Origin of the sequence: Sphingomonas sp. SFZ2018-12 (genome assembly GCF_022496715.1) — a bacterium.
Lineage (GTDB): Bacteria > Pseudomonadota > Alphaproteobacteria > Sphingomonadales > Sphingomonadaceae > Sphingomonas.
On record NZ_WTFM01000007.1, the window covers coordinates 73,304 to 86,379 of the forward strand.

Sequence of the window (13,076 nt, forward strand, 5' to 3'; positions counted from 1 at the left end):
AACGAATCGCAATCGCGTCCAATGCGTGGCACCGAGAGGCGGAGAGTGGCCGTTGCCGCACTGGGTGATTCTGAACATGGAGATGCATCAGGTCCGCTATTTCCTTGCCGTCGCGCGCACCCTCAATTTCACGCGCGCGGCGGACGAATGCAATGTGACGCAGCCGTCGCTGACCCGTGCGGTGCAAAAGCTTGAAGACGAGCTCGGCGGACTGCTGTTCCGTCGCGAACGATCGCTGACTCATCTGACCGATCTGGGCCGCATGATGCTGCCGCATCTGGAACGGACGTTCGAGGCCGCACAGGCCGCCAAGGCGCTGGCGCAGGGGCTCAACAAGGCGCAGGTCGCGCCGCTGTCGCTGGGGGTGGCGCATTCCGCATCCTGCTCGGCGCTGAGCGAAGTCATCCGGTCGGTCGCCGACAGCCTGCCCGGTTTCGAGCTGAGCATGACCACGGGCCATTCCGGCGACCTGATCGATCAGGCGATGAAGGGCGAGCTTGACCTGCTGCTCGTCGAAGCGCCCGATGGCGGGCCGGAACGGCTGGAGGCATGGCGGCTGTTCATCCAGACCTATCGCATGATCACCGCCCCCGACCACCGGCTGGCGCGCAGCCATGAGGTGCCGATCGGTGAGCTTGCGTCGGAGATCTGGGTGGATTGCGGCGGTGACGGCGCGGCCCGGCTGCGCGCGCAGGCCGCGCTCGCCGGCTTTACCCCTGATTTTCGCCATCGCACGAACCATTACGACCAGACGCTGGTGATGGTGCGCGGTGGGCTGGGCAGCGCTTTGATGGTCACCCCCGGGGTGGACGAGCGGCTGGGCGTGCTGTCCATCCTGGATGCCGACATGATGGCGCCGGTGGTGCTGGCGGGGATCGCCGGACGCAAGCGATCGCCTGCGGCCGATGCGTTCGTGCGTGCCGCGCGCGCACGGGCATGGCCCGACCGCTGACTTGCGCCGGCGCCTAGAGCGCCGCCAGGACGGAAAGCACGTCCGACGGATCGGCCCGCTTGCGGAAATCGGGATCGAGAAACGCATAGCGCACGATCTTGTCCGGGGTCAGCACGAAGGTCGCGGGGACCGGCAGAAGCCCATTGTCGGTGCCGTAGATTTCCGAAAGATCGAGGCCGCAGTCGAGGTAGCGGCGGCGAAGATCGGCCTCGCAGTGAAAGGCGAGCCCGGCCATGAGCGCAAGGCCGTGATCAATGTCGCACAACACGAGCGCCCCCGGTCCCAGAATGTCGCCGAGCACCTTTGCGCGCCCGCCCACTTCCGCCGCGATCGAAACGAAGCGCGCGCCAAGCCCGGCGAGATCGGCCTCGTGCGTGCGCCACGTCGCAAGCTCGCTGCGGCAATAGGGACACCAGCCGCCGCGATTGAAGCTGAGCACCAGCGGGCCATTGGCGACCATCGTGTCGAGCGAGTGAAAGCGGCCGTTGATGTCGGGCAGGACGAAATCGACGAACCGATCGCCCGGCCTGGGCGCCAGCTCGCCGACGCCCAGGCCCCGCAATCGCGCGACAAAGGCGTCATAGATCGGCATCCAGTCCTCAAGGGTCTGGCTGCATTCGACCAGCTTGTCGCGAAGAGTCGGGGGCTGAGCCATGTCGGCCCTATGCCCGCGAAACCGGGTCCGACGGAAGGGGGCAGCGCGCATCAGTTCGATAGGCGGCGCGTATCGCCGCCGGGGATGCAATGCACACCGGCTATCGAACCAATCGCAACCAGGCATTTCTCGCGGCTCGCGCGCTCCGCCACAAGGATGTGCCGATCCGGCCATGTGGAGCGAGACGATGGAACCGAGCTACGCGCTTGCCGATATGCTGACCGCGGTCGCGACGCAGCCGGTTCCGCTGGTCGTGACCATCCTGATCGCGACCTTCCTGCTCGAGGACGTCGCGGTCGTCACCGTCGCACTGCTCGCATCCCAGATGCTGCTGGATCCCGGCATCGCCATTGCGGCGCTGCTGGCCGGAACGATCCTGGGCGACGTGGTCCTTTATGTCGCCGCACGCTGGTTCGGAAGCTTTGGGCCGATCGCGCGCCTGCTCGCCCAGCCGCTCGTCCAGTCGGCGCTCGCCTGGATCAGCCGAAACGCCCTGCCAATCGTCATCCTCGCGCGCTTTGCGCCGGGTTTTCGCCTGCCGGTCTATCTCGCCGCCGGCGCGGTCCGCATGCCGATCAAGCCCTTCCTTGCCGCGGTGATCGGCACCGCCCTGCTGTGGACGCCGCTGCTCTTCGTGATCTCCTCCAAGCTTGGGATGCAGGGCGTCGGCCGCTTCGGCGGGCTCGGCTGGGGCATCGCGATCGGCGTTGTCGTGCTGATCGCCGCGTCGCCCGCACTCCTGCGTCGCTGGCTTCGCCCGGCGGCTGCGCTACCGACCGATGCCGCATCATGAAGGGCGAATATGCGATCTTCCGCTTCGACGCCGACCTTGCCGTCGAGCATGTCCACGCCTTTTACCGCAAGCACCGCTTCCCGCCGCACAGTCACGCCGATTACCTGGTCGGGCTGACCACCGAAGGCACCGAGGACTTTGTCCAGGCCGGCCAGCCCGGCAGGTCGGCAGCGGGCAGCCTGCGCACGATCAACCCCGGGGTCGTGCACGAAGGCGGCAGCCTGCCCGGAAAGGGGTGGGGCTATCGCGCGCTGTTCCTCCCGCCCGAGCGGATGCGACGGGCGATCGCCGCGGCGGGGCAAAGCGGCCTGCCGATCCTGGCCGGCCCGGTAATCACCAACGCCGATGTCGCGCGCGCCTTCACCCGGCTCTCCGAGACATTGGTGTCGACCGCCGATGCGGCCGACCGCGAAGCCGCGCTGACTGATTTTCTTGCGCTGCTGGTCGAACATGCCATCCTGGGTGCCGGTGCCACGGCGCAGAGCGTCGAACGCGAGGCCGTGCGCCGCGTGCGCGAGCATTTGATGACGGAGGCGAACAAGCGCGTGACCCTGGAGCAACTCGTCGAGATCGCCGGGATCAGCAAATTCCACCTGATCCGGGTCTTTCGCGCGGAAACCGGCCTGACGCCCTGGCAATTCCAGACCCAGGCGCGGATCGACATGGCCAGGCGGCTGCTCGCGATCGGCGAGCCGGCGAGCCAGGTCGCCGCCGCGTGCGGCTTCGTTGATCAAAGCCACCTTACGCGACGCTTCCGGCGTATTGTCGGCACGACGCCCGCCGCCTACCGCGGGGGCATCCGCAGCGGCCTGAACAATCAGGTCGTGGCGTGAGCGACGGCGGGACTGCGATGACCGGAACAAGATTCAGCACACCGCGCGGGCTGGCCGTATCGACGCACGATCCCGAGGTCGCTGCCCTGCTGCACGCCTTTGAGGAGGAACTGCTCGGCTATGGTCAGGGCGCGGCGATCGTCTTCACCGCGATCGCGCGTGACCCTGAATGCGCGATCGCCCAGGCCTATGGCGCGGCCGCGCACCTGTTCGCGCTGACCCGGGCTGCGATTGCGCGCGCCCGGCCCTATCTGGACGGTGCCCGGGCGGGCCGGGCGGACAGCGCACGCGAACGTGGCGTCATCGCCGCCATCCTGGCATGGGGTGACGGGCAGCCGCAGCTGGCGATTGCCCGGCTGACCGCGGTGCTCGACAACGAGCCGCGCGACCTGTTCGCCGCCAAGCTGCTGCAATATCTGCAATTCGCCAGCGGTCGTTCCGCCGATATGCTGCGCACCGCGACGATGCTGGTGCGTCACCACGAACTCGACGGCCGCGTCCACGCGATGCACGCCTTCGCGCTCGGCGAGACCGGCGATGCGCGCGGCGCCGAGCGCGCGGCCCGGCGCGGCATCGCCCTCACTGACGATCCATGGGCGCACCATGCGCTGGCCCATGCCTTCGACGCCATGGGCCGTGCGCGTGACGGCGTCGACTGGCTCGAAAGCCATGCGGCCGCCTGGGCGGACTGCTCGTCCTTTCTCTACACCCACAATTGGTGGCACGCCGCGTTGTTTCACCTCGAGCTGGGCGACATGGCGCGCGCGATCGAGCTGTACGATGCGCGCGTGTGGGCGCGACGGCACGATTACTGTCAGGACCAGATCAACGCGGTGGCGCTGCTTGCGCGGCTCGAGCTGGCCGGTGGCGACGTCGGCGACCGCTGGGCGGAGCTGGCGCGCGAAATCGCACCGTTCGCGGGCGACGCAGTCGATGGCTTCCTGGACCTCCATTACGCCTATGCGCTGGCACGCAGCGACGCAGGCGACGCCCTGGGCGATCTGATCGCGGCGGCCGATGCCCATGCGGGACGGGACGAAGCGCCGTGGCGCATGATGATGCCCGACGCGCTGGCCGGGATGATCGCGCACGCGACCGGCGACTATCCGCGCGCGGCGATGCGCCTGGGCCATGTGCACGACCAGCTGCACCTGGCGGGCGGCAGCGTGGTCCAGCGCGACCTGTTCGCACGCATCGCGGTCGACGCGCTGTTGCGCAGCGGGGACATAGCGGGCGCGCGCGCGCTGGCCCGGCGCGCCGCCCCGGCCGTACGGCGATGCCATGCCCGGCTGATCGTGGACACGGCCGACACGCTGGCGGCATGAAGGCGCGCGCCGTACCGCTGGCACTCGCCGCGGTCGGGCTGGCGGGCAGCGCGGACAAGCCGGCCGAGCCCGCCGCCGTGACGCGCGAAAGCTATACCACCGCCGCGCCGCCGGGTTGGCGGATCAGCATGTTGCGCGGCGGCACGCCGGGCGGACGGCGGGTCATCTTCATCCACGGCACCCCGGGCGACGCGGCGGGCTGGCGCGCGACCGTCGAAAGCGCGCCGGTGGGGTTCGAATATCTGGCGATCGACCGGCCCGGCTTTGGTCAGTCGCAGCCAGCGGATGCGGTCGTCACGCTCGCCGCGCATGCCGATGCGATCGCCCCGCTGCTCGTGGCGCGCAACGGCCATTGGCCCATCCTGGTCGGCCATTCCTATGGCGGGCCCGTCGCGGCCGCGGCGGCGGCGCGAATGCCGGAACGCGTCGGCGGGGTGATCCTGCTCGCCGCCGCGCTCGATCCGGGACAGGAAAAGGTGCACCCCGCACAATGGGTCGGCGAATGGCTGACGCTCAAGGGGCTGCTGCCGCGCATGCTGGCCAATGCCAATCGCGAGCTGCTGGCGCTGAAGCACGAGCTGATCGCGCTGGCCCCGCGACTGGACGACGTGCGCCAGCCGGTGACGATCATCCACGGCACCGCCGATGTACAGGTGCCCTATGCCAACGTGCCCTACATGACCGCGCGTTTCACCGCCGCGCACCCGTTGCGCGTCATCCGCCTCGACCGCCAGGACCATTTCCTGCCCTGGAAGCACCCCCGCGTCATCGCGCGCGAAATCGCGATCATGGCGCGCGCGACATGATGACGGGCAGCCCCGCCATGCCGCCGCTCGATCCCGCGCCGGTGGTTTCGCGCTTCGAGTTCTGGCCGGCGTGGCGCTTCTATCCGCCGGTCTGGGCGTGGCTGGTCCTGCTGGCGATCCGGCACCGCGGGCTGCGCCTGCCGCTGCTCGCCAATCCGAGCTTTCCGGCGGGCGGGCTGGTCGGCGAATCGAAGAGCCAGATCCTCGACCTGGTCGGTGGCGACGCGCGGCAATGGGTGGCGCCCTATATCGCGTTCGACCGGGGCGAAGACGACGCCACGACGGCGGCCACACGTGCCCGCGCGGCCATGACTGCGGCGGGCCTGAGCCTGCCGGTCGTCGCCAAGCCCGATCTGGGCTGCCGCGGCGCAGGCGTGCGGCCGGTGCGCGATGTCGATCAACTGGTCGCCTATCTCGCCGCGTTTCCCGCCGGGCACCGGCTGCTTTTGCAGCAGATGGTCGATGTCGAGGGCGAAGCCGGCGTATTCTACGTCCGTCCGCCGGGTGCGGCGCAGGGGCACATTTTCTCGCTGACGCTCAAGCATTTTCCGCATGTCGTCGGCGACGGGCGGTCGACGCTGCGCGCGCTGATCCTTGCCGATCCACGCGCCGGCCCGCTCCACCACCTCTATTTCCACCGCCATCCCGATCGCCTCGACCTGATCGTCGCGGCGGGCGAGCGCGTGCGGCTGGCCTTTGCCGGCAGCCACAGCCGCGGCGCGATCTTTCGCGATGGCGCGCGCCATATCACGCCCGAGCTCACTGCGCGCTTCGACCAGATCGCGCGCGCCATTCCCGAATTCCATTTCGGCCGCTTCGACGTGCGCTTCGGCGATTTCGCGGCATTCCAGCGCGGCGAAGGGTTCCGCATCGTCGAGGTCAACGGCGCGGGGGCGGAGGCGACGCACATCTGGGACAGCCGGATGCGGCTGCGCGACGCCTATCGCGTGCTGTTCACCCAGTTCCGGTGGCTGTTCGCGATCGGCGCAGCGAACCGGCAGCGTGGTTTCCGGCCCGACCGGTGGCGCGACTTCATCCGGCTATGGCAGCTGGAACGGCGGCTCGTCAGGCTCTATCCGCCGACCGCATGATCCGTCCCGAGCCACCGCCCGCCGGTTTCGACCCGACCGACTGGAAGGCGCCCGCGACGCAAGCCTGGGCATTTCGCCATACCGACGCGTTCCTGCCGCATCGCATCGTGCCCGCCGCCGTCCGGCCGCGTGCGCTGCCGCGGGCGATCCGGCCCGATCCGCCCGGCTGGGCCACAATGATCGCGCCCGCCGATGCCAGCGCGGTGATCGCGGTGACCGACGGTGCCGTCCATCACGAAGAATATCGTCCGCCGATGCGTGCCGACGACCGGCATATGCTGTTTTCGGTCACAAAGTCGGTTTTCGGCCTGATCGCCCGCATCCTGATCGACCAGGGCGCGGTTACGGAGACGCGTCGGGTGGTCGACTATCTGCCCGACTTTCGCGGCACCGCCTTTGCCGACGCGACGCTGGGCGCTTTGCTGGCGATGCGCGACGGGGTCGCGTTCGACGAAAGCTATGCCGATCCGCGCGGCGAGATTCATCGCTACTCCAGCCATTACTGGCGCGATGCCCCCGGCGGCACGCGCGCGGCGCTGAAAACGATCGGGCGGCGTGCCCCGATCGACGGATTCGCCTATCGCACCCCGGTCGCCGACATGATCGGCTGGGTGCTGCGCGCGGCGACGGGGGCGCGGCTCGGCGATCTGCTCGGCGAGCTGTTATGGGTGCCGATCGGCGCGGCGCATCCCGCCCACCTCATCCTCGACACCGCAGGCGACGAGATCGCCGGCACCGGGCTGAACGCCGTGCCCGAGGATCTGGCGCGCCTTGCCGCGATGCTAAGCGGGGGCGGTGGCGTCGGCACCCGGCAGGTGATGGCGGAGGCGAGCGTCGCCCGGATGTTCGGCCCCATCCAGGCGATCGGCGACGACGTTGAGCGGCGCGGCTGGGGCTATCGCGACCTGTGGTGGCAGCAGGGCGACGGCGTGATCGGCGCGATCGGCGTGCACGGCCAGCGACTGCTGATCGATGGGCGGACCGGCACGGCGATGGTCAAGACCGCGTGGCGGCCGTCCCCGTCCAACGACGGCACCCACGCGCTTCATCGGGAGATGCTGCGCATGCTTGGCAGCGCAGTTACGGGATAGACCGTCGCGCGGGGGTCCGCCAAAGGACCGCGAGCAGGAAAGAGGATGACGGGATGGCGGACAGGTTCGACGTGGTGATCGTCGGCGCTGGGCATGGCGGGGCACAGGCCGCGATCGTCCTGCGCCAGCGCGGCTTTGCCGGGACGATCGCGCTGGTCGGGGACGAGCCCGAGCTGCCCTATGAACGCCCGCCGCTCAGCAAGGACTATCTGGCGGGCGACAAGCCGTTCGAGCGCATGCTGATCCGTCCGGCCGGCTTTTGGGCCGAGCGCGCGGTCACGTTGCTGCCCGGTACCGAGGTGACCACGGTCGATCCGGCTGCGCGGCGGCTGAACACCGCGGGCGGCGCGACGATCGGTTATGGCGACCTGATCTGGGCGACCGGCGGTCGGGCGCGACGCATCGCGTGCCCCGGCCACGCGCTGAGCGGTGTCCATTGCGTGCGCGACCGCGCCGATGCCGACCGGATGATCGCGGAACTGCCCGAAGTACGCGACGTGGTGGTGATCGGCGGCGGCTATATCGGGCTGGAGGCGGCAGCCGTGCTGACCAAGCTCGGGCGGGCGGTGACCGTGGTCGAGGCACAGGACCGCGTGCTGGCCCGCGTCGCCGGCCCCGACCTGTCGCGCTTTTACGAGGCCGAACACCGCGCGCACGGCGTCGACATCCGCCTGTCGAGCGGCGTCGCGGCGATCGAGGGCGATGAAGGCCGGGTCAGCGGTGTGCGGCTGACCGACGGCACGGTGCTGCCCGCGCAGATGGTGATCGTCGGAATCGGCATCGTCCCCGCCGTCGCGCCGTTGCTGGCGGCGGGCGCGGCGGGGGGCAACGGCGTCGATGTCGACACCCAATGCCGCACCTCGCTGCCCCACATCTATGCGATCGGAGATTGCGCACACCATGCCAATCCCTATGCCGGCGGGGCAATGATCCGGCTGGAATCGGTCCAGAACGCGCACGACCAGGCCAATGTCGCGGTCCAGTCGATCCTGGGCGAGCCCGCGCATTACGATGCGGTACCGTGGTTCTGGTCTAACCAGTACGACCTCAAGCTCCAGACCGTCGGATTGTCGGCGGGACATGACGCGACCGTGCTGCGCGGCGACCCCGCGGCGCGGCAGTTCGCCGTCCTCTATCTGCGCGAGGGCCGGGTGATCGCGCTCGACTGCGTCAATGCGACGCGCGACTATGTCCAGGGCCGCGCGCTGGTGACGACGCGCGCGCGGATCGACCCCGAGCGGCTCGCCGACACGACCGTGCCGCTGAAGGAACTCATCCGGGAATGAGCGGCGAACTGGCGGCGCGGATTGCCGGGTGCACGCACTGTGCCCGGCATCTGCCGCATCCGCCGCGCCCAGTGGTCCGCTTCAGCCCGACTGCGCGGCTGCTGATCATCGGCCAGGCCCCCGGGGCCCGCGTCCACGCGAGCGGCGTGCCCTGGGACGATGCGAGCGGCGAACGGCTGTGCGAATGGACCGGGCTGGAACCGGCCACGCTGCGGGATCCGGCACGCGTCGCGCTGGTGCCGATGGGCTTCTGCTATCCCGGCAAGGGCGCGGGGGCCGATCTGCCGCCGCGCCCCGAATGCGCGCCGCTGTGGCACGATGCGGTGCTCGCGGTGCTGCCCGCGGACCGGCTGACTTTGCTGGTCGGTAGTCATGCGCAGGCGCGCTATCTGCCGCGCAGCCCGGGAATGTCGATGACGGACCGTGTGCGGGAGGCCCACCGCTGGGGCCCGGACGTGATCGCGCTGCCGCATCCATCCTGGCGGAGCGCCGGCTGGATGGCGCGCAATCCCTGGTTTGCCGAGAGGGTACTGCCTCGACTGCAAGCACGCGTCCGCCAATTCGTCTGAGGCGCCGCGGCAGTCGGGAAGACGGCCCCGGGGTGCGCACGCACCCATCCTCGGGCCGGCCTGCGACGGTGCATTTTGCTTTCCCTGACCCCCGCCACTCCCTATATCCTCGCTATGGCAACCGACCCCAATTCCAATGATTATGGCGCAGATTCGATCAAGGTCCTGAAGGGCCTCGACGCGGTGCGCAAACGCCCCGGCATGTATATCGGCGACACCGATGACGGCTCCGGCCTGCACCACATGGTGTTCGAGGTCTCCGACAATGCGATCGACGAAGCGCTGGCCGGTCATTGCGACCGGATCGACATCACGCTCAACGCCGACGGCTCGGTGTCGGTCGAGGACAATGGCCGCGGCATTCCGACCGGCATCCATGCCGAGGAAGGCGTGTCGGCGGCAGAGGTCATCATGACCCAGCTGCACGCAGGCGGAAAGTTCGAGAACACGTCGGACACCAACGCGTACAAGGTATCGGGCGGGCTGCACGGCGTCGGCGTCAGCGTCGTCAACGCGCTGTCCGAATGGCTCGACCTTACCATCTGGCGCGACGGCCAGGAACATTACATGCGGTTCGCGTTCGGTGACGCGGTGGCGCCGCTCAAGGTGGTCGGCCCGGCGCCCGCCGGAAAGAAGGGCACGCGCGTCACCTTCCTGCCCAGCCCCGCCACCTTCAAGATCACCGAGTTCGATTTCGACAAGCTCGAGCACCGCTATCGCGAGCTCGCCTTCCTCAATTCGGGCGTGCGGCTGTTCCTCAACGACGCCCGGCACGAAGAGCCCCGGCAGATCGAGCTGTTCTACGAAGGCGGGATCGCCGCGTTCGTCAAATATCTCGACCGCAACAAGCAGCCCCTGATGCCCGAGCCGGTGGCGATCAACGGCCATCGCGACGATGTCGGCATAGACGTCGCGCTGGAGTGGAACGACAGCTATTACGAAAATGTCCTCGCCTTCACCAACAACATCCCCCAGCGCGACGGCGGTACGCATCTGGCGGCATTCCGCGCGGCGCTGACCCGCACGCTCAACAATTATGCCGACAAGTCGGGGATGCTGAAGAAGGAGAAAGTCTCCCTCACCGGCGACGACATGCGCGAGGGGCTGACCGCCATCGTCTCCGTCAAGCTGCCGGACCCCAAGTTTTCAAGCCAGACCAAGGACAAGCTGGTCAGCTCCGAAGTGCGCCAGCCGCTCGAAAGCCTGATGGCCGACAAGCTGGCCGAATGGCTGGAGGAAAACCCCGCCCATGCCCGTGCGATCATCCAGAAGGTGATCGACGCCGCCGCCGCGCGCGAAGCCGCCAAGCGGGCACGCGAACTGACCCGGCGCAAGGGCGCGATGGATATCGCCAGCCTGCCCGGCAAGCTGGCCGATTGCCAGGAGCGCGACCCCGCCAAGTCGGAACTGTTCCTGGTCGAGGGCGATTCGGCGGGCGGCAGCGCCAAACAGGGCCGCGACCGGCATTTCCAGGCAATCCTGCCGCTCAGGGGCAAGATCCTGAACGTCGAGCGCGCGCGCTTTGACCGGATGCTGTCGAGCCGCGAGATCGGCACGCTGATCCAGGCGATGGGCACCGGCATCGGCCGCGACGATTTCAACATCGCCAAGCTGCGCTATCACAAGATCGTGATCATGACCGACGCCGATGTCGACGGCGCGCATATCCGCACCCTGCTGCTCACCTTCTTCTATCGCCAGATGCCCGAGATCATCGAGAACGGGCACCTCTTCATCGCGCAGCCGCCATTGTACAAGGCCACGAAAGGCCGCTCCGAAGTCTATCTGAAGGACGATGCCGCGCTCGACGCCTATCTGGTCGAAGCAGGCGTGGCGGCCAACGCGCTCGATACCGCCGCGGGCGCGCGCCGCACCGGCGCCGATCTGCGCGCGCTGGTCGATCATGCACGGCGGATGCGCACGCTGATGCGCTATGTCCCGCGTCGCTATGATCCGGTGATCGTCGAGACGCTGGCGCTGACCGGCGCGCTCGACCCCGAAGCGCCGCGCGCCGAACGCGCGTCACGCGCCGATCCGGTGGCGCGCGCGCTCGAGCTGAGCGATCGCGAGGCGCGCTGGTCGGTCGAGGTCACCGGCGAGGGCGGCTATCATTTCCGCCGGCTGTGGCGCGGCGTCACTGATCATCACATCATCGAGCCCGCCTTCGTCGCCTCCGCCGAAGCGCGCAAGCTGCACGCGCTGGCGAGCGAGGAAGTCGCCAGCTACCAGGGTCTGGCGCGGCTGGTGCCGCTGAAGAACGCCGCCGTCGACGCCGCCGCGTCGGGCGAGGCGGAGGCCGGTGGCGCGGACGAGAATGGCGACGAACCCGCCGCGTTGGGCAAGGGCGAATCGCTCGTGTCGCGCCCCTCCGAACTGCTCGCCGCGATCTTGGCGGCGGGGCGCAAGGGACTGTCGATCCAGCGCTACAAGGGACTGGGCGAAATGAACGCCGAGCAGTTGTGGGAAACCACGCTCGATCCCCAGAACCGCGCGATGCTGCGCGTGACCGTCGACCAGGCCGACGTCGCGGACGAGATTTTCACCCGCCTGATGGGCGATGTGGTCGAACCGCGCCGCGAATTCATCCAGGAAAATGCGCTGAGCGTCGCCAATCTAGACGTGTGAGCCGGGTCCGGGACGGGATGCGCGATCCCGCCCGGACCGTCCTCATCCGACAACCGTCTGCTCGATCGCGCCGAAGATCGGGTGGTGGCGATCATCCTCCATCCAGATGCGCACCCGGTCGCCGGCCTTCAGGAACGGCGTCGATGGCGTGCCGTCGCGGATCGTCTCGATCATGCGGATTTCGGCGATGCAGCTGTAGCCGACCCCGCCTTCGGCCACCGGCTTGCCCGGTCCGCCATCGGCGTCGCGGTTGGACACCGTGCCCGAACCGATGATCGTCCCCGCCCCCAGCGTCCGCGTGCGCGCGGCGTGCGCGATCAGCGTGCCGAAGTCGAAGGTCATGTCCTCGGCCGCGTCGGCGCGCCCGAAGGGCCTGCCGTTCAGATCGACCATCAGCTTGCGATGGAGCTTGCCGTCGCGCCACCAGTCTCCAAGCGCGTCGGGCGTCACGAACACCGGCGAAAAGGCGCTGGCCGGCTTGGACTGGAAAAAGCCGAAGCCCTTGGCCAGTTCGCCGGGAATGAGGTTGCGCAGCGACACGTCGTTGGTCAGCCCGACCAGGCGGACCGCTGCCAGCGCTTCGTCGCGGCTCGCCCCCATCGGCACGTCACCGGTCACGACGACGACCTCGCCCTCCAGATCGCAGCCCCAGCTTTCGTCCTTGAGCGGGATCGGGTCGCGCGGCGCCAGGAACGCGTCGGACCCGCCCTGATACATCAGCGGGTCGTGCCAGAAGCTGTCCGGAAGCTCCGCGCCGCGGGCCTGCCGGACCAGTGCGACATGGTTCACATAGGCCGATCCGTCGGCCCATTGATAGGCGCGCGGCAGCGGCGAGGCGGCCTCGCGCTCGTGGAAGCGCTCGCGCGGGATCGCCTCGTGCTCAAGGTCGACGGCGAGGTTGCGCAGCGCCGGTGCCAGCCTGTCCCAATCGTCCAGCGCCGCCTGCAATGTCGGCGCGATGTTCGTCGCATCGGCGCACCACGCCAGATCGCTGGACACGACCACCAGGCGACCGTCGCGGCCATGTTTGAGACTGGCTAATTTCATGTT

12 protein-coding genes are annotated in these 13,076 nt (G+C 68.9%); 10 read left to right on the forward strand and 2 right to left on the reverse strand.

Annotation, left to right across the window (positions count from 1 at the left end):
• Window positions 1-64: 64 nt before the first annotated feature.
• The gene (locus GO308_RS17340; protein ID WP_240886297.1) at window positions 65-952 is read left to right on the forward strand and encodes a LysR family transcriptional regulator; all 888 of its coding nucleotides are present in this window, start codon (window positions 65-67) and stop codon (window positions 950-952) included.
• 13 nt (window positions 953-965) lie between these two features.
• Here GO308_RS17340 and GO308_RS17345 read toward each other — a convergent pair whose 3' ends face one another.
• Entirely contained in the window at window positions 966-1,607 is a 642-nt protein-coding gene (locus tag GO308_RS17345) for a peroxiredoxin-like family protein (protein WP_066482197.1), read from the reverse strand.
• A gap of 187 nt (window positions 1,608-1,794) precedes the next feature.
• Between GO308_RS17345 and GO308_RS17350 the strand changes: the two genes are divergently transcribed.
• From GO308_RS17350 to gyrB, 9 genes are all read left to right on the forward strand, one after another.
• A complete protein-coding gene (locus GO308_RS17350) occupies window positions 1,795-2,400 on the forward strand; it encodes a DedA family protein (RefSeq protein ID WP_197417190.1) in 606 nt (201 codons plus the stop codon).
• On the forward strand, window positions 2,397-3,233 hold the full coding sequence (locus tag GO308_RS17355) for an AraC family transcriptional regulator (protein ID WP_240886298.1): 837 nt from the start codon (window positions 2,397-2,399) through the stop codon (window positions 3,231-3,233). The genes GO308_RS17350 and GO308_RS17355 overlap by 4 nt, the downstream gene beginning before the upstream one ends.
• Before the next feature lie 17 nt (window positions 3,234-3,250).
• Entirely contained in the window at window positions 3,251-4,558 is a 1,308-nt protein-coding gene (locus tag GO308_RS17360; protein ID WP_240886299.1) for a hypothetical protein, read from the forward strand.
• The gene (locus GO308_RS17365; RefSeq protein WP_240886300.1) at window positions 4,555-5,364 is read left to right on the forward strand and encodes an alpha/beta hydrolase; all 810 of its coding nucleotides are present in this window, start codon (window positions 4,555-4,557) and stop codon (window positions 5,362-5,364) included. Before GO308_RS17360 ends, GO308_RS17365 begins: the two co-directional genes overlap by 4 nt.
• Window positions 5,361-6,455 carry a hypothetical protein gene (locus tag GO308_RS17370; protein WP_240886301.1) on the forward strand — a complete coding sequence of 365 codons (1,095 nt, stop codon included), beginning with the start codon at window positions 5,361-5,363 and terminating at the stop codon, window positions 6,453-6,455. The genes GO308_RS17365 and GO308_RS17370 overlap by 4 nt, the downstream gene beginning before the upstream one ends.
• The gene (locus GO308_RS17375) at window positions 6,452-7,546 is read left to right on the forward strand and encodes a beta-lactamase family protein (RefSeq protein ID WP_240886302.1); all 1,095 of its coding nucleotides are present in this window, start codon (window positions 6,452-6,454) and stop codon (window positions 7,544-7,546) included. The genes GO308_RS17370 and GO308_RS17375 overlap by 4 nt, the downstream gene beginning before the upstream one ends.
• Window positions 7,547-7,599: 53 nt before the next feature.
• Entirely contained in the window at window positions 7,600-8,832 is a 1,233-nt protein-coding gene (locus tag GO308_RS17380) for an FAD-dependent oxidoreductase (RefSeq protein WP_240886303.1), read from the forward strand.
• Window positions 8,829-9,401, forward strand: a complete 573-nt coding sequence (locus tag GO308_RS17385) for a uracil-DNA glycosylase family protein (RefSeq protein WP_066547057.1) — start codon at window positions 8,829-8,831, stop codon at window positions 9,399-9,401. The genes GO308_RS17380 and GO308_RS17385 overlap by 4 nt, the downstream gene beginning before the upstream one ends.
• Before the next feature lie 114 nt (window positions 9,402-9,515).
• A complete protein-coding gene (gyrB, locus tag GO308_RS17390) occupies window positions 9,516-12,026 on the forward strand; it encodes a DNA topoisomerase (ATP-hydrolyzing) subunit B (protein WP_240886304.1) in 2,511 nt (836 codons plus the stop codon).
• Window positions 12,027-12,068: 42 nt separating this feature from the next.
• On the opposite strand, the gene GO308_RS17395 is transcribed toward gyrB, so the two are convergent.
• The gene (locus GO308_RS17395; protein WP_240886305.1) at window positions 12,069-13,073 is read right to left on the reverse strand and encodes a fumarylacetoacetate hydrolase family protein; all 1,005 of its coding nucleotides are present in this window, start codon (window positions 13,071-13,073) and stop codon (window positions 12,069-12,071) included.
• Window positions 13,074-13,076: the final 3 nt, after the last annotated feature.